Below are 23958 nucleotides of genomic sequence, written 5' to 3'. Positions count from 1 at the left end.
CCGTCCACCGCGCTCCCGTCGCCCGGCGGGCGCGGCGGGCGGCCGCCTCCGTGCGCCGCCCCGAGGCGGTTCACCCGTATCCGCGATTCTTCGGCTGAACGTTCACATCGGGCAATCCTCCCGTTCGGGAAACGGCGGTCACCCTTCTCGCGGATCATGGACGGGCCGAAAGGAACGGGCCGGCCAGGGTGTTCGTCGGCCGTGCCGCCCGCTCCCCGCGACACCAGGAGTCCGCATGACCACACCGCGCATCGACCTCGTCCACCCCGGGGACCTGGCCCCCGCGGACCTCGCGTCGTGGAACGACCTGCGCGTCACGACCGCCACCGTCGCGAACCCCTTCATGAGCGCCGAGTTCACCCAGGCCGTCGGCCGGGTCCGGCCCGACACCCGGGTGGCCGTCCTGCGCCGCGGGGGACGGCCCGTCGGCTACTTCCCCCACCAGCGCGGCCCCTGGGGCTACGGCCGCGCGGTCGGGCTGGGCGTCTCCGACTGCCAGGGCGCCGTGCTCGAGCCGGACGTCCACCTGGAGGCGCAGCACCTGATGCGGGCCTGCTCGCTCAACGCCTGGGAGTTCAACCACCTCGAAAGCGGCCAGGACCTGTTCCTGCCCTACGCCACCGGGCAGTTCGCCTCGCCCGTCGTCGACCTCGTCCCCGGCTTCGAGCACTACGAGCGGCATCTGCGCGAGCACGCGCGCGGATTCCTCAAGACGGCCAGGGCGCAGGAGCGCCGCATGGTCCGCAACCTGGGCCCGCTGCGCTTCGTCCACGACGAACGCGACCCGGCGGCCCTGCGCGCCCTCATCTCCTGGAAGTCCGCCCACTACCGGCGCACCGGCCGCCGCGACCCGTTCGCCCAGCCGTGGATCACCCGGCTCGTCGGCCTCCTCGCCGGCACCGCCTCACCCCACTGCTCCGGCATCCTCTCGGTGCTCTACGCCGCCGACCGGCCCGTCGCGGCCCATTTCGGCCTGCGCTCGCGCACCGTCTTCTCCTGCTGGTTCCCCTCCTACGACCGCACCCTCGCCACCTACTCGCCCGGCCGCGTCCTCTACCTCCGCATGATCGAGGCCGCCGCCGCCTCCGGCATCCACCTCTTCGACTTCGGCCGGGGCGAGGCGGCGTACAAGAACTCCTTCAAGACGGGCGACCTCCTGGTCCACGAAGGAGCACTGCGCACGACCGGCCCGGGAGCCGCCCTGCACTGGCTCCGCCGCGAACCCGTGCGCGCCGCACACCGCCTGGTGCGCGACCACCCCGCCCTGAAGCGGGCGGCACTGCGCACCCTGAGCGCCGTCGGCGCGGCCCGCGGACACTGACCCCGGACCCCGGACCCCGGACCCCGGACTCAGGACCCCGGTCACGGCCACGACGCGGTACGGCGGGCGGCGGGCGGTGTGGGACGTGCGGCCTGTGTGGCGGTGCGGCTCCGGCGGTGTTTTGCTGGCGGTGCGGCGGTCCGGCGAGGCGATGGGGAGGCCGGTATGACGGTGGGTCGGCTCGGGCTCGTCGTGCACGGAGGGCGCCCGGAGGCCGCGGAGGCCGCCCGCGTCGTGCGCGCCTGGTGCGCGGAGCACGCCGTGGCGTGCGCGGACATCGACGTGTGGCGGGACGGCGGGCGGCACAGCGCGCGGGAGGAACTGGAGGCCGCCGGCAATCCCGACCTCGTCGTCACCCTCGGCGGCGACGGCACGTTCCTGCGCGGCGCCCGGCTCGCCGCCGAGAACGACGCCCTGGTCCTCGGCGTCGACCTGGGCCGCGTCGGCTTCCTCACCGAGGTGCCCGCCGTCGAGGTGCGCACCGCACTGGACGCCGTACGGGAGGACCGGCTCACCGTGGAGAGCCGGTTGCTGCTGACCCTGCGCGCCTCGCGCCGGCTGGAGGTGCCCGAGGAGATGGAGGCGCTGCTGAAGTACGGGCGCGGGCCGCTCCTGCCGCCGCCGCGGGTGCGCGAGGACTGCGAGACCGACGACGAGTGGGGCATCCCGCTGCGCGTCTTCGCGCTGAACGACATCGTGCTGGAGAAGCTGTCGAGGGACCGCCAGGTCTCCGTCGGCGTCTACGTCGCCGGACGGCTCCTGGCCTCCTACTCCGCCGACGCCCTGCTGGTGGCGACCCCGACCGGCTCGACCGCCTACAGCTTCGCCGCCGGCGGCCCCGTCGTCTCGCCGCGCGCCGAGGTCCTGGTCTTCACCCCCGTCGCCCCGCACATGGCGTTCGACCGGTCGGTGGTGACGGCCCCGGACGAGCCCGTCGGCCTGCGCGTCCTCGAACGGTCGGGCCGGGCCGCCGTCAGCATCGACGGCCAGGTGCGCGGCGTCCTCGACCCGGGCGACTGGATCGGCGTCTACGCGGCGTCGCGCCGGCTGCGGGCGGTCCGGCTCGGACCGACGGACTTCTACGGCCGGCTGCGCGAGCGGATGAACCTCACCGACGCCCCGGCCGCCGTCGCCGACGGCGCCGCCGCCCCGCTGTGGTCGATGACCACACCGCCGCCCGGCGACCTCGCCCACCTCGTCCTGCCGACGGCTCCGCGGGAACCGCCCCCACCCGCCGGCTGACGCGGACCAGCGCCCACAGGGCGGCGGTCCGGCGCGCGTCCGGGTGCCGGGGGGGATCCGGCACGTGGAGAGGGGGCGCTGCGGGCCGCTCGTGGAGGCTCGCAGCGCCCCCCGGTCATTCACCTGAGGGATGCTCAGGGGTTCTTCCGGGTCGCGCGGTGACTTACGAGTTCACCTGCGCGGTCACGAGGTTGGAGAAGGTGGTCAGCCGGGTGTAGACACCCGGGTAACCGGCCTGCGCGCAACCCTCGCCCCATGAAGTGATGCCTGCCAGGACGCCCCCGATGAGCAGGGGACCGCCGCTGTCGCCCTGGCAGGTGTCTACGCCGCCGGAGGTGTATCCGGCGCACACCATGTCGCTCGCGACGAAGTCGGAGCCGTAGCTGCTCGCGCAGCTGGAGTTGGACACGATCGGTACGGTCGCGGTGCGCAGCTGGTTGGAGGAGCTGCCGTTCGCCGAGGTCGTGCCCCAGCCGAGGACGCGGGCCGTGGTGCCGGCCGCGTACACGCCGGTCTGGGAGGAGGTGACGTACGACGCCGTGGTGTACGGCATCGACGTGGACAGGGTCAGGACGGCCACGTCGTCGCCGTTGGTGGCGTCGGTGTAGTCCGGGTTGATCCAGATCTTGCTGACCCGGCTGACCGTGCCGTTCGTGCCGCTGAGGTAGGTGCGGCCGCCGACCACCCGCACGCTGCTGGTCGTCTCGCCGACCATGCAGTGGGCCGCGGTGACCACCTTGGTCGCCGACACCAGGGTGCCGCCGCAGAACTGGTTCTGCGAGGCGTCCGTGATCTGCATCATGAACGGGTACGCGGTCGTGGTGGTGGTGGTGCCGCCGACGATCGGCTGGGGGGCTGCGACAGCGGTGGGGGCGCTGAGCAGGGCGGTCGCGACCGCGGCGGCCGAGGCCGTCGCGAGGGCCGCGGCCTTCTTGGCACGGGTGAGCCCGAACATCGATCTCCTTGTTGAGGGAGTTGCCGGTGGGGGGCGCGCGGGTGTGGGGGGAGTGCACGGAGGTCTCGGGACCGACCCCCGTGTGCCCGGCGAGCGGCACGTCCCTTACGCTAGGACCGGGTGCGTCCCGGCCCCAATGAGGGAACCCCCTAAGGGAGTTGGGGAGGGAAAACCCTCGGTCGCACCGGGAACCCGCGCTCAGGTCACCGGACCGGGTCCCCGCGCTCCGCGAACCCGGGCGCACCGGACCCGCGCAGCCGGTGAACCCGCCCGGCCGTCACTTCGCGTGGTGCCCCGCCGCCAGCCGGACGATGTCCACCCGCGAGCGGATCCCCAGCTTGCGGTAGACCCGGGTCAGGGTCGCCTCCACCGTCTTGACGCTGATGAACAGCCGCGCGGCTATCTCCCGGTTGGTGGCGCCCTCCATCACCAGCGCCGCCACCTGACGCTCCATCGACGCCAGCCCCTCCAGCGCGTCGAACGCGGGCACCGGCGCCGGCACCGGCACGACGGCCGGCGCGGCCGTCTCCTCGGCGGCCGCCGCCTCCACCTGACGCAGCCACGGCAGTGCCCGGCACCGCCGGAACAGCCGCGCCGCCTCGTCGTACGACGTCGGACCCGGCCGCCGGGTGCGCAGCCGGGCCACGGCGAACGCCGCCCGTGCCTCCTCCAGCCCGTACCCCAGCTTGGCGAACCGGTCCTGAACGGACGTCAGACGGGCCAGCGCGCCCTCCTGGTCGCCCCGCGCGGCCCGCACCAGCGCCTCCGCCCGGTCCAGCGTCGCCAGGATGCTCTCGCGGCCCAGCCGCAGCGCGTCCTCACGCGTGACGTCGACGACCTCCTGCGCCTCACCCGGCTCGCCCACCCGCACCAGCGCCTCGGCGAGGTCGCCCTGCCAGCGGCCGCGGGCCGGGTCGTTGATGCCGAGTCCGGTCTCCAGCTCCCGCACCCGGCGCAGCGAGGCCACCGCGCCCGCGGCGTCCCCGGCGACCAACCGGGCGTGACCCAGGGCGGCCAGGGCCCGCGACAGGTACATCTGGTCGCCGTCCTCCTCGGCGCGCCCCGCGGCCTCCCGGGCCAGCTCCAGCGCGCGGCCCACCTCGCCGCCGGACGCCTCGGCGAGGGAGGCGAGCATCGCGGAGGCGCCCAGGCCGATCCCCGAGTCGCGGGCCAGCCGCAGGCTCTCGCGGGCCAGGTCCAGGGCACGCCCGCAGTGCCCGGAACGCAGTTCGGTCTCCGCGAGGAAACGCTGGAAGTGCACCTCGCTCTCGACCATGCCGCGCCGGCGCACCTCGCGCAGCAACGCCGTGATCGTCGAGCGGGCCTCGGACAGCTGATCGCTCATCAGCAGCCAGCGGAACCTGGCCGCGCCCGGCCCGTTGTGATGGCACGCCACGTACGGGTCCTGAGGCTCCTTCAGCGCCCGCTTGATCGTCACGGGCGCGTCCGGATGCCCCATGAGCGTCTCCGTCGACGCCTGGAGGGCCAGCGCCATCAGCTCGCTGCGCCGGTCCGCGCCGCGCGCGGCCAGCTCCGCGGCGTGCGCCGCCTGCTCCCGCGCCTCCGCGAAGTCCCCCTGCACCACCAGCCCGCGCCAGGCCAGCTGGTAGTGGACCTGCGCGAGCAGCACGGGGTCGTCGCCCGCGTCGGCGAGCACCTGCGGGTAGACGGCGTCGACGTCACCGAGCGCCTGCCCGGCCGCCTCGATCACCACCATCCAGGCCCGCACCCGCTCGGCGGGCGCCGTCGCCCGCGTCAGCACCTCGCGGGCGATGTCCCGGGCGAGGTCCACCTCGCCGGCGATGATCGCGTCCTCGGCGGCCTCCAGCCGCCGCTCGTCCGGGGCCGGTCCGCCGTCCGCGGGGGTGTGCCGGGCCGCGAGCAGCCCGAGCGAGGCCGCCACCGAGGGCGCCCCCCGGTCCCGGGCCAGCGCGGCGGCCTCCGAGAGCCGGGCGGCCACCTCGGGGTCGGTGCCGGTGGTCGACAGCGCCAGGTGCCGGGCCCGCTCGATCGGGTCGGAGGCGGCCGTGGACAGCGCGGTGTGCGCGGCCCGCCGCTCCTGCGCGGGCGCCTCCGCGTACAGCGCCGCCGAGATCAGCGGGTGCGCGAAGCGCACGGCCGGCCCCTCCGGCTCCGTCGCCAGCAGGCCGAGCGCGGCGGCCTGGGCGGTCTCCGCCTCGGCGTTCTCGCGGCCGGCCGCGTGCAGCAGCGCGAGCGTGGGGCGGGCGCCCGCGCTGGCCACCAGCAGGGTGCGGCGCGCCTCGTCGGAGAGCATGTCGAGCCGGCTGAGCACCAGGGCGCGCAGCGAGGTGGGCACGGGCAGCGGCTCGCCGGGGCGCGGCGGGGTCGGGTTCTCGCCGAGGGCGCGGCCCAGCTCCAGGGCGAACAGGGGGTTGCCGCCGCTGGTGCGGTGGATCTCGCGGACCGTCGAACGGGGCAGGTCGGTGTAGCCGCGGTGGTCGAGCAGCGCGGAGACCTGGGCGCGCGAGAGGGGGTTCAGGCGGACGGCGAGGGTGTCGGGCGGAGACGCGCGTAGATGGCGGTCGTACTCCTGCCCCTCGGTCCGGACCGCGCAGAGCAGCTGGACGGGGGTGTCACCGAGGCGGCGGGCGGCGAAGCCGAGGAGTTCGGAGCTCGCGGAGTCGAGCCACTGCATGTCGTCGGCGACGAGCAGCACGGGTCCGGCGGCGGCGAGGGCGCGCAGCGCCGAGAGCACGGCCAGGCGCAGGGCGAGGCCGTCGCGTTGCAGCGTCGACTCGCCGCGGCCGGTCAGCGCCGACTCCAGGGCGGTGCGCTGGGCGGAGGGCAGCTTGTCGGCCACCTCGTCCAGGACCAGGCCGAACAGATCGGCCAGGGCCAGGAAGGGGAGGTGGCTTTCGGACTCGGTGGCCGAGCAGCGCAGGACGGTGCGCGCCGCGTCGCCGTAATCCGCGGCCAATGCCCGCAGCACGGTCGACTTTCCTATTCCGGCCGGGCCGTGCAGCAGCACACTGCCGCCGCGGGTCAGCTGCTCGCGGGCGGAGGTGAACAGCTCGTCCCTGCCGATGACCAGGTCGGGGCGGCATCTGGCAGGCTCCTTGAAGTCCCGTCGCACGGTCACCGCTCCCTCCGAGTGTCGTGTCCGACCGAATTCTAGGCAACGTCTCTTTGAAATCCGGAAGGACGGCGTCGTGAGGGAGATAACAACGGGAGCATACGGAAATTCATCGAGGTGACGTTTGAATGAACTCTCATCGTCCCGGCCTCTCCCTGGCTTGATCCTTACGCTCCCGCACCGCCCCCGCCGCCGCTACGGCAGCAGCCCCGCCCTCCGTGCCGCGACCACCGCCTCCCCGCGCGTGTGGGCGCCCAGCTTCCGCATCGCGGACCGGAGGTAGCCCTTGACCGTCTCCGGGCGCAGGCCCAGCCGTTCGGCGGCCGTCCGGTTGGTCGTGCCCGCCGCCACGTACGCCAGCACGTCCAGCTCGCGGGGCGCCAGGGCGACCGCCGGCGACGGCGCGCCCCGGGTGAGCAGCCCGCAGGCCTCCAGGAGCTCCGCGCGCAGCACCGGGTCGGCGATGCGCGGGGCGAGGGCGCGCAGACAGGCGTGGGCCTCCCGCACCTGCTCCCAGCCCGCCGCCGACCCGGCCCGCGGCTCCGGGCGGGCCGCCGCCAGCAGGTCCCGGGCCTCGTCCCCGACCGCCAGGGTCTGCTCGACGTCCCGCGCCACGTCGACGGCCGCGTTCAGCGTGCGGTCGCCCAGCGGCTGGGCCGTGCGCAGCGCCCCGTACAGGACACCGCGCACCCGGCGGCGCACCACCACCGGGACCGCGAGGACCGAGCGCAGGCCCTCCTCGGCGACCGCCGTGTCGTACTCGTGGCTGATCTGCCGGGAGAGGGAGTAGTCGGTCACGGCGCACGGACGGCCCAGGGCGACCGCCTTTCCGCCGAGCCCGTTGCCCGAGGTCACCGCGAGCCCGCGCAGCGCCGGGGTGGCCGCGCCGCTCAGCTCGCTGATGCGCATCCGCGGGCGCCCCGGTTCGACGAGCCCGCCGAAGGCGACCGGCAGTCCCGTCGCCCGCCGCAGCCGCGCCAGCGCGCCGCGCATCTCCACCACTCCGGCCGTGTCCGCCGCTGTCACCTGCCCGCCCTTCTCCGCGGCGGTTCGCCGCGGTGCCCCCCGTTCGGGGGTGGTGAGACCTGTATCACGGATTACACGATGGCAGAGAGCCGCCCGGCAATGGTCCGGCAACCAGGAGGACAGATGACGACGGCGACGGAGCAGTTCCGCAGGGCACGGGACTTCCTGCTGGAACACCGAGAGGACTACGAGACCGCGTACGAGGGCTTCGACTGGCCCCGGCCCGAGCACTTCAACTGGGCCCTGGACTGGTTCGACGTCATCGCGGAGGGCAACGACCGCACCGCGCTGCACATCGTCGAGGAGGACGGCTCCGAGGTCCGCCTCTCCTTCGCCGAGCTGTCCGAGCGGTCCGACCGCGTCGCCAACCTGCTGCGCGAGCGCGGCGTCGGCCCCGAGGACCGGATCCTCGTCATGCTCGGCAACCAGGCCGAACTGTGGGAGACGGCGCTCGCCGCGATGAAGCTGCGCGCGGTGGTCGTCCCGGCGACACCGCTGCTCGGCCCCGCCGACCTGCGCGACCGCGTCGAACGCGGCCGGGTCCGCCACGTCGTGGTGCGCGCCGAGGACGCCGGCAAGTTCGACGACGTGCCCGGCGGCTACACGCGCATCGCCGTCGGCGGCGTGCCCGAGGGCTGGCAGCGGTACGAGGACGCGTACCAGGCCTCCGCCGAGTTCCTGCCCGACGGGCCGACCCTCGCCGACGACCCGCTGATGCTGTACTTCACCTCCGGCACGACGGCCCGCCCCAAGCTGGTCGAGCACACGCACGTGTCGTACCCGATCGGGCACCTGGCGACCATGTACTGGATCGGCCTCCGGCCCGGCGACGTGCACCTCAACATCTCCTCACCCGGCTGGGCCAAGCACGCCTGGTCGAACCTCTTCGCGCCGTGGAACGCCGAGGCCACCGTCTTCATCCACAACTACACGCGCTTCGACCCGGCCCGCCTGATGGCGGAGATGGACCGTGCCGGGGTGACGACCTTCTGCGCCCCGCCGACCGTGTGGCGCATGCTCATCCAGGCCGACCTGACCCAGCTGCGCACCCCGCCGCGCGAGGCCGTCGCGGCGGGCGAGCCGCTGAACCCCGAGGTCATCGAACAGGTCCGGCGGGCCTGGGGCGTGACGATCCGGGACGGCTTCGGCCAGACGGAGACGGCCGTGCAGATCGCCAACAGCCCCGGTCAGACGCTGAAGACCGGCTCCATGGGCCGCCCGAGCCCCGGCTACCGCGTCGAGCTGCTCGACCCGGTGTCCGGCGCGCCCGGCGTCACCGAGGGCGAGATCGCGCTCGACCTGTCGGCCCGGCCGGTCGGCCTGATGGCCGGTTACCACGGTGACGCCGACCGCACGGCGGAGGCGATGGCGGGCGGCTACTACCGCACCGGCGACATCGGGGAACGCGACGAGAACGGCTACATCACCTACGTCGGGCGCGGCGACGACGTCTTCAAGGCGTCCGACTACAAGATCAGCCCCTTCGAGCTGGAGAGCGCGCTGCTGGAGCACGAGGCCGTCGCCGAGGCGGCCGTGGTCCCCGCCCCGGACGAGCTGCGGCTGGCCGTGCCCAAGGCGTACGTCGTCCTGGCCGAGGGCTGGGAGCCCGGTCCCGGTACCGCGAAGGTCCTGTTCGAGCACTCCCGCGAGACCCTCGCGCCCTACAAGCGCATCCGCCGCCTGGAGTTCGCGCCGCTGCCCAAGACCGTCTCCGGCAAGATCCGCCGCATCGAGCTGCGCGAGGCCACGGCCGGCGGGTCGGCGGACGAGTACCGCGAGGAGGACTTCCGGTGACCGCGGCGTCCTACAGCCATGGCACGGGCACCACGGCGCTGCTCGGCGACACGATCGGCGGCAACCTGGAACGGGCCGTCGCCGCCTGGCCGGAACGCGAGGCGCTGGTCGACGTGCCCTCCGGCCGGCGCTGGACCTACGCCGAGTTCTCGGCGGACGTCGACCGGCTGGCCCGCGCGCTGCTGGCGAGCGGGGTCGCCAAGGGGGACCGGGTGGGCGTCTGGGCGGTCAACTGCCCCGAGTGGGTGCTCGTCCAGTACGCCACCGCCCGCGTCGGCGCGATCATGGTGAACATCAATCCGGCCTACCGCACGCACGAGGTCGCGTACGTCCTCGAACAGGCCGGTGTCTCCCTGCTGTTCGCCTCCGCCCGCCACCGGACGAGCGACTACCGGGCCATGGTCGACCAGGTGCGCGGCGGCTGCCCGCGGTTGCGAGAGGCGGTGTTCTTCGGGGAGCCGGAATGGGACGCCCTGCTCGGCCGCGCGTCCGCGGTCCGGCCCGGGGAACTGCGCGCCAGGGCCGACGAGTTGTCGTGCGACGACCCGATCAACATCCAGTACACCTCGGGCACCACGGGCTTCCCCAAGGGGGCGACCCTCTCCCACCACAACATCCTCAACAACGGTTACTTCGTCGGGGAGATGATCGGGTACAGCGAGCAGGACCGGGTCTGCGTCCCGGTCCCGTTCTACCACTGTTTCGGCATGGTGATGGGAAATCTCGCGGCCACCTCGCACGGCGCCTGCATGGTGATCCCGGCGCCGTCCTTCGACCCGAAGGCGACCCTGGACGCCGTCCAGCGGGAGAGGTGCACCTCCCTGTACGGCGTCCCGACCATGTTCATCGCGGAGCTCAACCTGCCCGACTTCGCGACGTACGACCTCTCGTCGCTGCGCACCGGCATCATGGCGGGCTCGCCCTGCCCGGTCGAGGTGATGAAACGGGTGGTCGCCGAGATGCACATGGCGGAGGTCTCCATCTGCTACGGCATGACCGAGACGTCCCCGGTCTCCCTCCAGACCCGCCGCGACGACGACCTGGAGCACCGCACCGGCACCGTCGGCCGCGTGCTCCCGCACATCGAGGTCAAGATCGTCGACCCGGTCACCGGCGTGACCCGGCCGCGCGGCACCGCCGGTGAGCTGTGCACCCGCGGGTACAGCGTGATGCTCGGCTACTGGAACGATCCCGAAAAGACCGCGGAGGCCATCGACCCCGGCCGCTGGATGCACACCGGCGACCTGGCGCACATGCGGGAGGACGGGTACGTCGAGATCGTCGGCCGCATCAAGGACATGATCATCCGCGGCGGCGAGAACATCTACCCGCGCGAGGTCGAGGAGTTCCTCTACGGCCACCCGAAGATCAGGGACGTCCAGGTCGTCGGCGTACCGCACGAGAAGTACGGCGAGGAGGTGCTGGCCTGCGTGATCCCGCACGACGGCGCCGCGCCGCCGACCCTGGAGGAGGTGCGCGCCTACTGCGAGGGCAGGCTGGCGCACTACAAGGTCCCGAGCCGGCTCCAGGTGCTGGACGCCTTCCCGATGACGGTGTCCGGGAAGGTGCGCAAGGTGGAACTGCGGCGTGACTACGGTGGCCGGTGACGCCGTCGGACCGGTGACGCCGGCAGGCCGGGCAGTGCACCGGCACACTCTCGGACATGGCGCCCATCGTCCTCCAGGCCGCCCCTGCTTGTCCGTCTCTTGACGGTGTTCCCCGCCTCCTCCCCGTACCGGCGGGCCCCGGGCGACCGGGATGTGCCCGTGCCCGGGGGCCGTCGAAGCCCGTCGATCCGTGTGCGGAGGCCGGTCCGAGGCGGTCGTACCCGGCCTACGCCTGGTGCTGTCCGTGGTGTTCCGACAGTCCGGGCCAGTCGTCGGGACCGCCGCCCTGCCATTCGACGAGGTCGGTCTCCTCCACCTCGACGCGGTCCAGGTCGGCGAGGCGGAGGATCTCGACGACGTCGTCGAGGTGCGTGGCGATCCCGAGGGTGGCGTCGTCCTGGGTGACCCGGCGGGAGCCGTCCAGGGCCGGCGGGTGGACCACGATGTGCGGATGCTGCGTCGGATTGCCCATGCCCTCAGGCTCCTGCGGGCGAGGGCCTTCCGCACGCCGGGACGGGCAGGGCCCGCCCGTCCCCGCTCGGCGCCCCCGCAGGGGTGCCGCGGAGCCGGGGCGCCGACGCCGCCCGGACCGACCCGCCGGTCGGTTAAGGTCGGGGTCCGGGAGCCGTGCGAGCGGTTCTGCCGTGCGCCGACAGGCCGTGCCCGGATCGCCTCCCAGGGGAGGACAGTCATGAGAAGCACAGGTCAGGCAGGTCGGAGAGGTGTGGGGCGCGTGCGACTGAGGGTTGAGTTCACCACCGAGCCCTTCGATCTCGACGAGGCGCCCGCGCACGCGCTGGTCGCCCGTGAGGTCGTCGAGGCCGCCGACCTGGACGCCGTGGACGTCGGCCCCTTCGGCAACACCGTGGAGGGCCGCGCCGACTCCGTGCTCGGCGCGGTCGACGCCCTGCTCCGCAGGACCCTGGAGGCCGGCGCCACCCGGATCTCCCTCCAGGTCAACGTGCTCGGGGAGGGCGAGTGACCGGGACCGGGCAGGAGTCCTTCATCGCCGCCGTGAAACCGCTGGTCGACGCCATGGGCGGGGAGCTGGTCCCGCCGGACGAGGCCGGCCCCGACGACGTCGTGCTGTCCTGGGAGGACGCGGACGCCGTCGCCGTACGGCTGCCGCAGCTCGCCGACTCCCTCGACCACATCCTGGCCGCGATGGAGCGCAAGAAGGGCAAGCCCCTCGCGGATCTGGACCGCAAGGCCAAGCAGGAGCTCGTCCGGACGCTGGAGGCGCGCGGCGCCTTCTCGGTGCGGCACGGCGTGGAGACCGTGGCCGGCGCGCTCGGCGTGAGCCGTTTCACCGTCTACAACTACCTCAACCGCGAGAAGGGCGACTGAGCGGACGCCGGCGACCTCGCGCGGGCTCCGCATTCGTTAACCCGGAATTTTCAACAAAGTGTTGACGGGTTGTGGCGGGTGGGCGTTAGCTGGCGGCAGTTCGTTCGGTACGACGGCCGTTCACGGCCACGGAGGCTCCCGTGACGTCGACTTGCCCGCTCCCGGGGCTGGCCCGGTTCAACGCCCTGGGGGAGTCCGCGGCCCTCGCCGCGCTCCACGAGGCCTGCGCCTCCACCACCTGGGCCGAGCACCTGGCGGCGGCCCGCCCGTACGCCACGGCCGAGGACCTGTACGCCACCAGTGACGCCGCCATGGACCGCCTGAGCGCCGCGGACCTGGACGAGGCGATGGCCGGGCACCCGCCCATCGGCCGCCCCCGGCCCGGCGATCCGGCCTCCGCCCGCGAGCAGCGCGGCATGGCCGGCGCCTCCGAGGCGCTGAGGGCGCAGATGCTCGAACTGAACCTGGCCTACCAGGAGAGGTTCGGCCACGTCTTCCTGATCTGCGCGACCGGCCGCACCGGCGAGCAGATGCGGGACGCCGTGCGGGAACGGCTCGGCAACCCGCCGGAACGCGAACGGGAGATCGTCCGCGCCGAACTGGGCAGGATCAACCGCATCCGCCTGGCACGACTCGTCGGGGACGACCGAGACGACCGAGAAGGACGCCCGACACCATGAGCACCAGCCCCGGCACGAGTACCGGCACCAGCTCCGGCACCACCGCCTCCGTGTCCACGCACATCCTGGACACCAGCGTCGGCCGCCCCGCGGAGGGCGTCGCCGTCCACCTCTCGGCCCGCCCGGGCCGGGACGCGGACTGGCGGGCGCTCGGCGGTTCCGCGACCGACGCGGACGGCCGCTGCAAGGACCTCCCGCCCCTGCCGGAGGGAACCACCCACGTACGGCTCGACTTCGCCGTGGAGCCGTACCTGGGGAGAACCGCGAAGAAACAAGCCGATGCGCAGCAGGACGCCCCCGCGAACCGGGACAGCGGACCGGGCGTGTTCTTCCCGGAGGTGGCGATCACGTTCGCCGTCGTGCCGGGCGAGCACTACCACGTGCCGCTGCTGCTCAACCCGTTCGGCTACTCCGTTTACCGAGGGAGCTAGCGAGCAATGCCCACCATTCTGGGACAGAACCAGTACGGCAAGGCCGAGAACCGAGTCGTCAGGATCACGCGGGACGGCGACACCCACCACATCAAGGACCTCAACGTCTCGGTGTCGCTGAGCGGCGACATGGACGAGGTCCACCACTCCGGCTCGAACGCCCACGTGCTGCCGACCGACACCACGAAGAACACGGTGTACGCGTTCGCCAAGGAGTACGGCATCGAGTCCGCCGAGCAGTTCGGCATCCACCTCGCCCGCCACTTCGTCACCTCGCAGGAGCACATCCACCGGGCCCGCATACGCGTCGAGGAGTACGCCTGGGCGCGGATCGAGACGTCCGGCGGCAAGCACTCCTTCGTCCGCCAGGGCCAGGAGACCCGCCTCGCCCAGACGACTTTCGACGGCTCGTCGTGGGAGGTCGTCTCCGGTCTCAAGGACCTGGTGGTCATGAACTCCACCGACTCCGAGTTCCGGGGCTACGTCAAGGACAGGTACACGACGCTCCCCGAGACCCGCGACCGCGTCCTCGCCACCGAGGTGTCCGCGCGCTGGCGGTTCAACTGGACCGACGGCGAACGGGAGACGCCGGACTGGGAGGAGTCCTACGAGCAGACGAGGAAGCACCTGCTCCGGGCGTTCGCCGAGACCTACTCCCGCTCGCTCCAGCAGACGCTGTACCAGATGGGCTCGCGGATCATCGAGCACCGCGACGAGATCGACGAGGTCCGCTTCTCCCTCCCGAACAAGCACCACTTCCTCGTGGACCTGGAGCCGTTCGGGCTGAAGAACGACACCCCCGACGGAGCCGTCTACCTCGCCGCCGACCGGCCCTACGGCCTCATCGAGGCGACCGTCCTGCGGGACGGCTGCGAGGCCCGCATCCCGGCGGACCTCACCAACCTCTGACACCCTCCACCGCGGCACCCGTGGCCGGGGGAACGGTCACCGGCGGGGAACCGTCACCGTGTCCCCTCCGTTCCGCCCCCGGTCACGGCACTCGAACCTCCCAGGGTCCTGCCGTGCCCTCTCCCTCCCACCGCAAAGGACGAACCATGGCAGCAGACCGGCGCATCGTCATCGAGAACTGCGCGATCGCGACCGTCGACGCCCACGACACCGAGTACGCGGACGGGCACGTCGTCATCGCCGGCAACCGCATCGAGAGCGTCGGCGCGGGTCCGGCCCCGGAAGGCCTGGAGGACGTCGCCCGCCGCATCGACGCCACCGGGCACCTGGTCACCCCCGGCCTGGTCAACACCCACCACCACTTCTACCAGTGGATCACCCGCGGCCTGGCCACGGACCACAACCTGTTCGACTGGCTGGTCGCGCTCTACCCCACCTGGGCCCGCATCGACGAGCCGATGGTCCGCGCCGCCGCGCAGGGCTCCCTCGCGATGATGGCCCGCGGCGGTGTCACCACCGCCATGGACCACCACTACGTCTTCCCGCGCGGCTCCGGCGACCTGTCCGGCGCGATCATCGGCGCCGCCCGCGACATGGGGGTGCGCTTCACCCTCGCCCGCGGCTCCATGGACCGCAGCGAGAAGGACGGCGGCCTGCCCCCGGACTTCGCCGTCGAGACCCTGGACGGTGCGCTCGCCGCCACCGAGGAGACCGTACGGCGCCACCACGACGCCTCCTTCGACGCCATGACCCAGGTCGCCGTCGCCCCCTGCTCCCCCTTCTCCGTCTCCACCGAACTCCTCCGCCAGGGCGCCGAGCTGGCCCGCCGGCTCGGCGTGCGGCTGCACACCCACGGCTCCGAGACGGTCGAGGAGGAGAAGTTCTGCCACGAACTGTTCGGCATGGGTCCCACCGACTACTTCGAGTCCACCGGCTGGCTCGGCGAGGACGTGTGGATGGCGCACTGCGTCCACATGAACGACTCCGACATCGACGCCTTCGCCCGGACGGGGACCGGTGTCGCGCACTGCCCGTCCTCCAACGCCCGCCTGGCGGCCGGGATCGCACGGGTGCCGGACATGCTCGCGGCCGGCGTCCCGGTCGGCCTCGGCGTCGACGGCACGGCGTCCAACGAGTCCGGCGAACTCCACACCGAGCTGCGCAACGCCCTCCTCGTCAACCGCCTCGGCGCCCACCGCGAGGCCGCCCTGAACGCCCGCCAGGCGCTGCGCCTCGGCACCTCCGGCGGCGCCCGGGTCCTCGGCCGGGCGGACCAGATCGGCTCGCTGGAGCCGGGCAAGCTCGCCGACCTGGTGCTGTGGCGGATGGACACCCTCGCCCACGCCTCCATCGCCGACCCGGTGACCGCGCTGGTCCTCGGCGCGGCGGCCCCGGTCACCGCCTCCTTCGTCAACGGCCGTCAGATCGTGGAGGACGGCCGGCTGCTCACCGCCGACGAGGACGCGATCGCCCGCGCCACGCGCGAGGAGGCCCGGCGGCTGGCCCGGATCGCCGCCCGGGCCTGACCGGACCGACCCCTTGGGACTCCGGCCGGGAGGGACGGCTCCCGGCCGGTGGCCCTGGACCCGCAAGGGGCCACGGCGGCCGTGACCGGGGCGCACGTGGACGCGCGCGCCGGAAACGGTCCGGCCCGCGCCACGGTGTCGTCCATGGCGGAGTCCACGGCGTCGTCCATGCCGACGGGCCGGTCGGTCAGAGTCCGAACAGGCTCGGGTCGGAGGCCAGTTCCTTGAAGCGGTCCTGGGGATCGGCGACCATCCGCCGGGTCTTCAGGTCCAGCAGGCCGCCCACCCCGGAGAGTTCGGCCGCGACCGTGCCGTCCGTCCTGCGGATGGTCTGCTCGATGCGGAACGTCTTGCCGCCGCTCCATTCGAAGGCGCACGTCACGTCGACCTCGTCGCCCGCGAGCAGTTCACGCCGGTAGCGGACGGTGGTCTCCAGGGCGACGGGGCCGATGCCCCGGCCGATCAGCCCCGCCTGGGTGATGCCGGCGGCCTGGAGCAGCGACCAGCGCGCGTGCTCCGCGTAGTTGATGTACACGCTCTGGTTGAGATGGCCCTGCACGTCGGTCTCGTATCCGCGGACGGTGACCCGCACGGAAAACGGCTCGCTCACGGTTTCCCCTTCTCCTCGACGAGCACGGTCGATGCCCTGCCCGCCGATCTTGGCACGCCGGTCACACCCGGCGCGGGGAAGCCAGCAGATAACGCGTCCTGTTCCGGGGGTCGGTGTGCTCGCTCGCCTGCCAGCCCGCCTTCTCCAGGGTCGCCGCGCAGTCCCGCAGCGTCCCGTCGTCCGGCCCGCGCACGGCGACGGCGTCCGGCTGCGGAGTGGCGCGCACCCGGTAGCCGTCGGCGTCCGGTCTGTCGGCCCCCGGTCCGGCGGCGTCCGGTCCGGCGGGCCGGTGTCCGGCCGCCTCCAGGGCGAGCGCGGCGGCCGGCACCAGATGCGTACGCTCCCATCCGCACGGCCGGTCCACCGCCCCGTCCGGGTTGGTCATCCGGCGCAGCTCCAGCAGTCCCTGCCAGGCGCCGCGCACCTCCCGCAGCCGCGCCGGCCCGCCGTCCGGCGGTTCCTCCTCCCCGCCGACCCGCGCGGCGAACACACCGGTCCCCGCGCGCGGGGAGTCGTCCGCGGCGGCGGGCTCCGCCTCGGGCTCCGCCTCCCGGATCCGGTGCCCGGCCGGGGTGAGGAAGTGGTCGTGCGGCGGGCGCGGGTGCCGGAAGGCGAGCCCCCGTCCGACCAGCGCGGCCAGCTGGGCCGGCGTGCCCCGCAGGCGCCCGGTGACGGGATCGGCGGCGTCGATGACACGCCGCTGGGCGGCGGTCGGCGGACGTGTCACGGTGTGCTCCCTCCCCGGCGACGGTACGGCTGTACCACTGCTGTGAAGGTTACGACCCGGCACCGACAGCCCGGCCCGACCGCCGACGGTCCGGCCCTCAGGCCCCGGCCCTCAGGCTCCCGGCCGGATGTTCCACCCCGAGATCACATGCCGACGGTGTTCCGTGCCGAGCCGGCACAGCGCCCCGGTCGCCAGTTGGAACAGGGCCCCGGCCGACGGCGGCAGGCCGAGCCGGCGGGCCGTGAGCACCCGCAGGAAGTGCCCGTGCGCCACCAGCACCACGCACCCCTCGGTGTTGGCGAGCGCCGCGTCCGCCATCGCCAGCACCCGGTCGGCCCGCTCCCCGACCTGTTCGGCCGTCTCACCGGGATGCTCGGGCGGGCCGGGCGCGACACCGTCCGTGAACAGGAACCAGCCCGGCCGCTCCCGCTGGATCTCGACGGTCGTGACGCCCTCGTACCCGCCGTAGTCCCACTCCTTCAGGTCCGCGTCGACCTGCACCTCGTGCAGCCCGATCAGCTCCGCGGTCTCCCGCGCCCGCTGGAGCGGGCTGGAGAACGCCGCGCCGATCCGGTGCGAGCGGATGAGCGGCACCAGGCGCCGCGCCTCGTCCCGGCCGTGCTCGGTGAGCGGGACGTCCGTCAGTCCGGTGTGCCGGCCGGAGCGCGACCACGCGGTCTCTCCGTGCCGGACCAGGAAAAGATCACCCATGCCGCACAGAGTCGCACAGGCGTGCGCCGGTGCTTCGTACCGCGGGGTGCCGGACTGTCGTGTGCCGGACCGTCGTGGGCCGGTGATCCGCGGACGCCGCGCTCCGCCACCCGCGGTCTCCTACTGCCGGTAGCCGCTCAGGAAACGTCCGATGCGCCCGATCGCCGCCTCCAGGTCCTCCGCGTGCGGGAGGGTGAGGATGCGGAAGTGGTCCGGGGTCGGCCAGTTGAAACCGGTTCCCTGGACCACCTGGATCTTCTCGCGCAGCAGCAGGTCCAGGACGAACTTCTCGTCGTCGTGGATGGGGTGGACCTTGGGGTCGATGCGCGGGAACGCGTACAGGGCGCCCCTGGGTTTCACGCAGGAGACGCCGGGGATCTCGTTGAGCTTCTCCCAGGCGATGTCGCGTTGTTCGCGCAGCCTGCCGCCCGGCGCGGTCAGCTCGCGGACGGACTGCCGGCCGCCGAGCGCGGCCTGGATGGCGTACTGGGCGGGCGCGTTGGCGCACAGCCGCATGGAGGCCAGCATGGTGAGGCCCTCGAGGTAGTCCTTGGCGTGCTGCTTCGGGCCGGTCACGACCAGCCAGCCGGAGCGGAACCCCGCCACCCGGTACGTCTTGGACAGCCCGCAGAAGGTCAGGACCACCAGGTCGGGGGCGAGCGCGGCGGCCGAGTGGTGCACGGCGTCGTCGTAGAGGATCTGGTCGTAGATCTCGTCGGCGAAGACCATCAGGCCGTGCCGGCGGGCCAGGTCGAGGATGCCCTCGATGATCTCCTTCGGGTAGACCGCGCCGGTGGGGTTGTTGGGGTTGATGATGACGACGGCCTTGGTGCGGTCGGTGATCTTGGACGCCATGTCGTCCAGGTCCGGGTACCAGTCGGCCTGCTCGTCGCAGAGGTAGTGGACCGCCTTGCCGCCCGCGAGCGTGGTGACGGCCGTCCACAGCGGGAAGTCGGGGGCCGGGATCAGGATCTCGTCGCCGTCCTCGACCAGCGCCTGTACGGCCATGGAGACCAGCTCCGAGACGCCGTTGCCGAGCCACACGTCGTCGACGTCGACGTCCAGGCCCCGGTCCTGGTAGCGCTGGGCGACCGCCCGGCGGGCCGGGAGGATGCCGCGCGAGTCCGTGTAGCCGTGGGCCTGCGGGAGCATCCGGATCATGTCCTGGAGGATCTCCTCCGGCGCCTCGAAGCCGAAGACGGCCGGGTTGCCGGTGTTCAGGCGCAGCACGCTGTGCCCCGCCGCCTCCAGCGCGTCGGCGTGCTCGATGACCGGGCCGCGGATCTCGTAACAGACCTCGCTGAGCTTGTTCGACTGCCGGAACTCCATGCGCCCCTCCGGTATCTGGTGTTGCTTGGTTTTACCAAGTTCGAGCTTGGAAAGTCCAACGACATGTCTAGACTGCGTCGCATGCCACCTCGCCGAAGCTACGACCAGTACTGTTCCGCCGCCCGCGCCCTCGACGCCGTCGGCGACCGCTGGACCCTGCTGATCGTCCGGGAGCTGCTCGCCGGCCCGCGCCGCTACACCGACCTGCACGCCGACCTGCCCGGCGTGAGCACGGACGTCCTCGCGTCGCGGCTGAGGGACATGGAGCGCGACGGACTGGCGACCCGGCGCCGGCTGCCGCCGCCCGGCGCGGCGTACGTCTACGAACTCACCGGACGGGGGCGCGCGTTGCTGCCGGTGCTCCAGGCCCTCGGTGCGTGGGGGCAGGCGGAACTCGGTGGGCGCGGGCCCACCGACGCGATCCGCGCCCACTGGTTCGCCCTGCCCCTGCTGCGCGCGCTGGAGGGCGAGGGGCTCGTCGAAGTACGTCTGGAGGAAGGGCACTTCCACCTCTTCGCCGGTGCGCAGGAGGGTCCCGTCTACGGCCACGGGGCGGCCCCCGGCGAACCCGACGCCCTGCTCGTCATGGACACCGGCACCTGCACGGCCGTGGCCCGGGGCGAGTTGAGCCTGGTCGAGGCCGTGCGTGCCGGACGCGTCGAGGTGAGCGGCGAGGGCACCCTCGCCAAGGAGCTGCGGGAGGCCTGAGGAAGGCGGAAGGCCCGCACGGGGCGGGCCTTCCGAGGGCGCGTCAAGCGTCGAGCACCAAGCGTCAGGCGCCCGGTGGCACCTGCCTCGGCCGCCCCGGACCGCGGGTCAGCACGTACCCGCCGATCCCGGCGAGCGCGGCCAGCATGCCGCCGATCGCGGTCCACACCCAGCGGTCCGACCACCAGTGGGACGACCAGCCGTCGTCCGGCTCGATGCTCGACAGCACGGCGGAGGCCGACGAGTCCTCGTCGTCCTCCGCCGCCGACGTCACGGCGATGCCCGGCACCAGGGGTTCGGCCAGCGAGCCGTCCACCGCCGCCGCGCCGCCGATGTCCTTGGACTCGACCCGCAGTTCGGCGTTCACCGGCAGACCGAGGTCGGCCGTCTTCAGGCCGACGACGGTCAGCCGGACGTAGTACGTGCCGGGCAGCGGGTCGTCGGCCCACGGCTCCGACCAGGCGCGGACCGTGCGCAGGACGCAGGCCAGCTCCACCGAGCCGGCGCCGGGGGCGGCGGTGCGGGTCTGCGCGCCGTACTGGCAGGCCTGGCGGCGCCGCAGACCGTCGTACACGTCGACCTGCCAGGTCTGCCCGGCGTGCTCGGCGGGCAGCTTCACCTTCGCCTTCACGGTGGGCCGCTGTTCCGCGTCGGCCGGGAACGACCAGTACAGGTAGTCGCCCGCGGAGCCGCTCGCGGTCGCCGTCTCCCCCTGGTCGACCTCAGTCGCCGTACGGAACGACGTGCCCGCGGTCGTGGGCGCCGAGCCGTCGTCCGAGGGGCTCGCGGACGGCGTGGAGTCGGCGGCGGCCGGCGCGGCCGCGAGGCCGAGCGCCAGCAGGGCCGTGCTCAGCGCACGGGTGACCCGCACCCGGTTCATCCGCACCCGGTTCATCCGTGCCCGGTTCATCCGCACCGGGTTCATCCGTACCTGGTCGATCCGCATCAGTTGGTCCTCCAGACCGCGACACGCCAGCGTGACAGCCAGCCCCACAGCAGACCCGCCAGGAAGCCGGCCAGCACCAGGGCGCCGAGCAGCCACCAGCCGCGCCCGAGACCGAACGAGGCCACGTCGCTCGCCTGCGACGGCCCGTCGACCACGTCCACGGTCAGCTCCAGCGGCATGCCCGGCGTGGTCTTCACACCCGCGGCCGCCGAGTAGGAGTTGGTCACCTGCACGCACACCGTCTCGGCCGGCGCCTCGTCGTCGTCGCTCTCCGCCTTCGGGTAGCGCAGACCGGTCGAGATGACGTCGGTACGGCCGTTGCCCGCCGCCTCACCGCGCACGATCTCCCGGCCGTGCACCGTGACCGCCCGCAGCAGCACCCCGTAGTCGGGGTTCATCGCCCGGTCCGCGGACACGCTCACCGAGGCCCGCAGCTCCTTGCCCGGGTCCAGGTCCACGCGGTACCAGCGCTCCTGGCCGAACTCCTCGCGGTCCGTGTACAGGCCCGACTTCAGCGTCGGCGCCTTCGCGCAGGAGTCCGCGCCCTGCGTGGCGACCGGCGTCACCACGGGGTCCGCCGCCCGGTCCACCAACTGGTTGACGCGGTCCGTGAGTTCTTCGGTGTGCTCGACCGAGGTGTAGCTGCCGCCGGTGGCCTCGGCGATGCAGCTGAGCTGCTGCCGCATCTTCACGTTCGGCACCAGGCCGAGGGTGTCGATGGTCAGGCCGATGCCCTTGGCCGCTATCTCGCGGGCCACCTCGCACGGGTCGAGCGGGGCGCAGGTGTCCTCGCCGTCGCTGATCAGCACGATCCGCTTGGAGCCGGTGCCCCCGTCGAGGTCGCCGGCCGCCTTCAGCAGCGCGGGGCCGATCGGCGTCCAGCCGGTGGGGGACAGGGTGGCCACCGCGGTCTTGGCCTCGGTGCGGTCCAGCGGGCCCACCGGGTAGAGCTGCGCGGTGTCCTTGCAGCCCGTCTTCTGGTCGTCGCCCGGGTAGTTGGCGCCCAGGGTGCGGATGCCGAGAAGGACGTTCTCCGGGGTCGCGTCCAGTACCTCGTTGAACGCCTGCTTGGCCGCGGCCATCCGCGTCCCGCCGTCCATGTCCTTGGTCCGCATCGAACCGCTGACGTCGAGAACCAGGTCGACCTTGGGCGCATTGGCTGTGGTCTCGTCGGCGACCGCCCCGGCCGGGAACGCGAGCCCGGCCGCGAGCGCGGCGAGCAGGGCGCAGACGCCCGCCGCCAGCCGTTGTGTTCTGATCATCGGCGGATCCTATTGACCGGAGGTGTCCCGCTTCAAAACGGACCGGGAAAGGCGGACTCAGAACCCGTGCCCCGCGAGCGGGTTGGGCAGCCGCGCCCACTGGTCCCCGGACACCTCCGGCGACAGCCGCATCAGCGTCAGCGCCTTCACCGGCACCGGCTCCTCGCGCAGCGCCCGCAGGTCCGCCGTGTCCGGCATCCCCGCGAGGGCCGCGGCCAGCGCCGTGCCCAGCGCCTCCCCGCCGCCCACGGCGGCCGCCAGCGCGCCCGCCACCAGTGAGCCGAACAGTTTGCGGCGCAGGGCCGGCACGTCGTCCGTCAGGATCCGGGCCGGCAGCTCCGGCGCCGCCACGCCGTGCCGGGCCAGCCGCGCCGGGCTGACCCGGATGTCGGCCAGGTCCCGGTAGACCAGCCGCACCGGCGCCCCCGACGCCGACAGCACCACCAGCAGGTTCTGGCCGTGCGCCTCCAGCGCCACGCCCTGCTCCAGCAGCCGCAGCCCCACGGTCAGCGCGAGCCGGGCGAACCGTGCCGACCAGGCGGGCGAGGACGGCAGTCCGGTGCCGGCGAGGGCGGCCACCGGGACGACGTGCTCGCCCGGTCCCGCGTACACGGCGGGCGACTCCCGCAGCACGGCCGCCAGGTCCGGGGAGTTCGCGGTGACCGCCCCGAGCGAGCGGGTCGTGTGCAGCAGGCCGTCCGTGCGTTCCGCCATGCCCTCCGCGAACGCCGACAGGGCCGCCGAAGCGGCGACCGAACCCACCGAGATGTCCCGCACCGACGACGTGAGCCGGGCGCTCAGCGCCGTCTTCACGTGCGGTCCGCCCGGCACCGCGAGCGTGCGCAGCGACATCAGCGGATGCGCGGCGACGCCCTCCGCGCCCGACCGCCTCAGCACGTGCGCCGCCTGCCAGGGGTGCACGGGGATCAGCAGCCGTCCGCCGTCGCGCAGTCCGGCGGGCCACCCGCCCGACACGAGACACTCGCCGGCCGGCACCGGCAGCAGATCCAGCCGCACCGGCGGCGGCCGGTGCTCCGGCCCGTACGCCAACTGCTCGGCCGCCGAGAAACCCGGCCGTGAACGGCAGTTGGGGTGGTACGGGTGCCCGTCGACCACCCGCTGCTCCCACTCCCAGTCGTGCGCGGGCCACTCCCGCGGGTGGCGCCCCCCGGGCTCCCGGCCGACGGGTTCCCGATCTCCGGGCTCCCGGCCGGCGGGCTCCTGCCCCGCCCGCGACAGCGCCAACGACGCCGTACTGTCCGCCAGTTCGGCGGCGAAGCCCTCGCCGTGCGGCACGGCGAGGGCCGCCGTCAGCCGCGCGGGATCGTCGTACGCCGTCCCGTCCAGGTCGACGGCCCGCACCCGGTCGGCGGTCGCGTACGGGTCGCAGCGCGGGCCGTGCAGGCGGCGACCGTCGGCGAGGCGCAGCGTCAGGCCGTCCCGGGACGGCTCCCGGCGCACGACCCACGGCAGCGGCTCGTGCGCGAGCGCCCGCCACAGACGGGTCAGCACGGCCGCGCGGGCGCCGGGCAGCTCGGCCGCGAACCGCTCGCCGAGCGCGGGGCGCACGGCGGCGAGACCGGCGGCCAGCTCGGCCTCGGCGGTGGGGGGACGGTGCACGGGCGGGCTCCTCGGGTACGGGTCGGGTACAGGTCGGTACAGGTCGGGCACGAGCGGGACGTCACGGACGGGTCGCGACCCCGGCGATACTGATCTTCTCCGCCCGAAAGAAC

Annotated in this window: 22 protein-coding genes; 11 read left to right on the top strand and 11 right to left on the bottom strand. The window is 73.5% G+C overall.

Translation table 11 applies throughout. The annotated features are described in order from the left end of the window. Positions 1-235: 235 nt before the first annotated feature. Both ACH4N1_RS09650 and ACH4N1_RS09645 read left to right on the top strand, forming a co-directional pair. The gene (locus ACH4N1_RS09650; protein WP_398095825.1) at positions 236-1321 is read left to right on the top strand and encodes a GNAT family N-acetyltransferase; all 1086 of its coding nucleotides are present in this window, start codon (positions 236-238) and stop codon (positions 1319-1321) included. A gap of 165 nt (positions 1322-1486) precedes the next feature. Next, positions 1487-2563, top strand: a complete 1077-nt coding sequence (locus ACH4N1_RS09645) for an NAD(+)/NADH kinase (RefSeq protein ID WP_398095824.1) — start codon at positions 1487-1489, stop codon at positions 2561-2563. Between the two features lie 163 nt (positions 2564-2726). On the opposite strand, the gene ACH4N1_RS09640 is transcribed toward ACH4N1_RS09645, so the two are convergent. The 3 genes from ACH4N1_RS09640 to ACH4N1_RS09630 all read right to left on the bottom strand — a co-directional run bounded on the left by ACH4N1_RS09640 (position 2727) and on the right by ACH4N1_RS09630 (position 7605). Then, positions 2727-3518, bottom strand: a complete 792-nt coding sequence (locus ACH4N1_RS09640; RefSeq protein ID WP_398095823.1) for a S1 family peptidase — start codon at positions 3516-3518, stop codon at positions 2727-2729. Positions 3519-3795: 277 nt separating this feature from the next. Continuing rightward, positions 3796-6618 carry an AAA family ATPase gene (locus ACH4N1_RS09635; protein ID WP_398095822.1) on the bottom strand — a complete coding sequence of 941 codons (2823 nt, stop codon included), beginning with the start codon at positions 6616-6618 and terminating at the stop codon, positions 3796-3798. A 189-nt stretch (positions 6619-6807) separates the two neighbouring features. Next, complete coding sequence (locus ACH4N1_RS09630; RefSeq protein ID WP_398095985.1) at positions 6808-7605, bottom strand: response regulator transcription factor; 798 nt, start codon at positions 7603-7605, stop codon at positions 6808-6810. A 156-nt stretch (positions 7606-7761) separates the two neighbouring features. Between ACH4N1_RS09630 and ACH4N1_RS09625 the strand changes: the two genes are divergently transcribed. Continuing rightward, the gene (locus ACH4N1_RS09625; protein WP_398095820.1) at positions 7762-9432 is read left to right on the top strand and encodes an AMP-binding protein; all 1671 of its coding nucleotides are present in this window, start codon (positions 7762-7764) and stop codon (positions 9430-9432) included. Further along, positions 9429-11039 carry an AMP-binding protein gene (locus ACH4N1_RS09620; protein WP_398095819.1) on the top strand — a complete coding sequence of 537 codons (1611 nt, stop codon included), beginning with the start codon at positions 9429-9431 and terminating at the stop codon, positions 11037-11039. Before ACH4N1_RS09625 ends, ACH4N1_RS09620 begins: the two co-directional genes overlap by 4 nt. Before the next feature lie 226 nt (positions 11040-11265). Here the strand turns inward: ACH4N1_RS09620 and ACH4N1_RS09615 are convergent, their stop codons facing one another. Beyond that, on the bottom strand, positions 11266-11511 hold the full coding sequence (locus ACH4N1_RS09615) for a hypothetical protein (protein WP_398095817.1): 246 nt from the start codon (positions 11509-11511) through the stop codon (positions 11266-11268). A 261-nt stretch (positions 11512-11772) separates the two neighbouring features. Here ACH4N1_RS09615 and ACH4N1_RS09610 point away from each other — a divergent pair, with 261 nt between their 5' ends. From ACH4N1_RS09610 to ACH4N1_RS09585, 6 genes are all read left to right on the top strand, one after another. After that, the gene (locus tag ACH4N1_RS09610) at positions 11773-12021 is read left to right on the top strand and encodes a hypothetical protein (protein WP_398095816.1); all 249 of its coding nucleotides are present in this window, start codon (positions 11773-11775) and stop codon (positions 12019-12021) included. Beyond that, entirely contained in the window at positions 12018-12386 is a 369-nt protein-coding gene (locus tag ACH4N1_RS09605) for a helix-turn-helix domain-containing protein (protein WP_398095814.1), read from the top strand. Before ACH4N1_RS09610 ends, ACH4N1_RS09605 begins: the two co-directional genes overlap by 4 nt. Before the next feature lie 140 nt (positions 12387-12526). After that, positions 12527-13066, top strand: coding sequence for a 2-oxo-4-hydroxy-4-carboxy-5-ureidoimidazoline decarboxylase (uraD, locus tag ACH4N1_RS09600; protein ID WP_398095812.1), 540 nt, complete (start codon positions 12527-12529; stop codon positions 13064-13066). Continuing rightward, on the top strand, positions 13063-13497 hold the full coding sequence (uraH, locus tag ACH4N1_RS09595) for a hydroxyisourate hydrolase (RefSeq protein ID WP_398095810.1): 435 nt from the start codon (positions 13063-13065) through the stop codon (positions 13495-13497). The genes uraD and uraH overlap by 4 nt, the downstream gene beginning before the upstream one ends. A 6-nt stretch (positions 13498-13503) precedes the next feature. Beyond that, the gene (gene pucL / locus ACH4N1_RS09590; protein ID WP_398095808.1) at positions 13504-14406 is read left to right on the top strand and encodes a factor-independent urate hydroxylase; all 903 of its coding nucleotides are present in this window, start codon (positions 13504-13506) and stop codon (positions 14404-14406) included. A gap of 146 nt (positions 14407-14552) precedes the next feature. Further along, positions 14553-15932 carry an 8-oxoguanine deaminase gene (locus ACH4N1_RS09585; RefSeq protein WP_398095806.1) on the top strand — a complete coding sequence of 460 codons (1380 nt, stop codon included), beginning with the start codon at positions 14553-14555 and terminating at the stop codon, positions 15930-15932. Between the two features lie 187 nt (positions 15933-16119). Here the strand turns inward: ACH4N1_RS09585 and ACH4N1_RS09580 are convergent, their stop codons facing one another. The 4 genes from ACH4N1_RS09580 to ACH4N1_RS09565 form a co-directional block, all read right to left on the bottom strand. Beyond that, positions 16120-16542, bottom strand: coding sequence for an acyl-CoA thioesterase (locus ACH4N1_RS09580; RefSeq protein WP_398095804.1), 423 nt, complete (start codon positions 16540-16542; stop codon positions 16120-16122). Positions 16543-16603: 61 nt separating this feature from the next. After that, complete coding sequence (locus tag ACH4N1_RS09575) at positions 16604-17269, bottom strand: hypothetical protein (protein ID WP_398095802.1); 666 nt, start codon at positions 17267-17269, stop codon at positions 16604-16606. Positions 17270-17380: 111 nt separating this feature from the next. Next, the gene (locus tag ACH4N1_RS09570) at positions 17381-17980 is read right to left on the bottom strand and encodes a histidine phosphatase family protein (RefSeq protein WP_382793250.1); all 600 of its coding nucleotides are present in this window, start codon (positions 17978-17980) and stop codon (positions 17381-17383) included. A 120-nt stretch (positions 17981-18100) separates the two neighbouring features. After that, the gene (locus ACH4N1_RS09565) at positions 18101-19309 is read right to left on the bottom strand and encodes a pyridoxal phosphate-dependent aminotransferase (RefSeq protein WP_398095800.1); all 1209 of its coding nucleotides are present in this window, start codon (positions 19307-19309) and stop codon (positions 18101-18103) included. Positions 19310-19390: 81 nt separating this feature from the next. Here ACH4N1_RS09565 and ACH4N1_RS09560 point away from each other — a divergent pair, with 81 nt between their 5' ends. After that, entirely contained in the window at positions 19391-20017 is a 627-nt protein-coding gene (locus ACH4N1_RS09560; RefSeq protein WP_398095798.1) for a winged helix-turn-helix transcriptional regulator, read from the top strand. Positions 20018-20081: 64 nt separating this feature from the next. On the opposite strand, the gene ACH4N1_RS09555 is transcribed toward ACH4N1_RS09560, so the two are convergent. The 3 genes from ACH4N1_RS09555 to ACH4N1_RS09545 all read right to left on the bottom strand — a co-directional run bounded on the left by ACH4N1_RS09555 (position 20082) and on the right by ACH4N1_RS09545 (position 23845). Further along, the gene (locus ACH4N1_RS09555) at positions 20082-20888 is read right to left on the bottom strand and encodes a hypothetical protein (protein WP_398095984.1); all 807 of its coding nucleotides are present in this window, start codon (positions 20886-20888) and stop codon (positions 20082-20084) included. Between the two features lie 74 nt (positions 20889-20962). Then, positions 20963-22225 (bottom strand): VWA domain-containing protein, encoded by a 1263-nt coding sequence (locus ACH4N1_RS09550; protein ID WP_398095796.1) that lies wholly within the window; start codon positions 22223-22225, stop codon positions 20963-20965. A gap of 57 nt (positions 22226-22282) precedes the next feature. Continuing rightward, a complete protein-coding gene (locus ACH4N1_RS09545; protein WP_398095794.1) occupies positions 22283-23845 on the bottom strand; it encodes an IucA/IucC family protein in 1563 nt (520 codons plus the stop codon). Between the last annotated feature and the right edge of the window lie 113 nt (positions 23846-23958).

Source organism: Streptomyces sp. NPDC017202 (genome assembly GCF_044331705.1).
Taxonomy (GTDB): domain Bacteria; phylum Actinomycetota; class Actinomycetes; order Streptomycetales; family Streptomycetaceae; genus Streptomyces.
Note: the sequence above shows the minus strand (reverse complement) of the source record. Positions and strands in the feature narration are given on the sequence as shown.

Coding starts and splice junctions, on each gene's coding strand:
- ACH4N1_RS09650 (WP_398095825.1), top strand. CDS start 236: ATGACCACACCGCGCATCGACCTCGTCCACCCCGGGGACCTGGCCCCC.
- ACH4N1_RS09645 (WP_398095824.1), top strand. CDS start 1,487: ATGACGGTGGGTCGGCTCGGGCTCGTCGTGCACGGAGGGCGCCCGGAG.
- ACH4N1_RS09640 (WP_398095823.1), bottom strand. CDS start 3,518: ATGTTCGGGCTCACCCGTGCCAAGAAGGCCGCGGCCCTCGCGACGGCC.
- ACH4N1_RS09630 (WP_398095985.1), bottom strand. CDS start 7,605: ATGCGCGGCGCGCTGGCGCGGCTGCGGCGGGCGACGGGACTGCCGGTC.
- ACH4N1_RS09625 (WP_398095820.1), top strand. CDS start 7,762: ATGACGACGGCGACGGAGCAGTTCCGCAGGGCACGGGACTTCCTGCTG.
- ACH4N1_RS09615 (WP_398095817.1), bottom strand. CDS start 11,511: ATGGGCAATCCGACGCAGCATCCGCACATCGTGGTCCACCCGCCGGCC.
- uraH (WP_398095810.1), top strand. CDS start 13,063: ATGAGCACCAGCCCCGGCACGAGTACCGGCACCAGCTCCGGCACCACC.
- pucL (WP_398095808.1), top strand. CDS start 13,504: ATGCCCACCATTCTGGGACAGAACCAGTACGGCAAGGCCGAGAACCGA.
- ACH4N1_RS09585 (WP_398095806.1), top strand. CDS start 14,553: ATGGCAGCAGACCGGCGCATCGTCATCGAGAACTGCGCGATCGCGACC.
- ACH4N1_RS09570 (WP_382793250.1), bottom strand. CDS start 17,980: ATGGGTGATCTTTTCCTGGTCCGGCACGGAGAGACCGCGTGGTCGCGC.
- ACH4N1_RS09565 (WP_398095800.1), bottom strand. CDS start 19,309: ATGGAGTTCCGGCAGTCGAACAAGCTCAGCGAGGTCTGTTACGAGATC.
- ACH4N1_RS09560 (WP_398095798.1), top strand. CDS start 19,391: ATGCCACCTCGCCGAAGCTACGACCAGTACTGTTCCGCCGCCCGCGCC.
- ACH4N1_RS09550 (WP_398095796.1), bottom strand. CDS start 22,225: ATGATCAGAACACAACGGCTGGCGGCGGGCGTCTGCGCCCTGCTCGCC.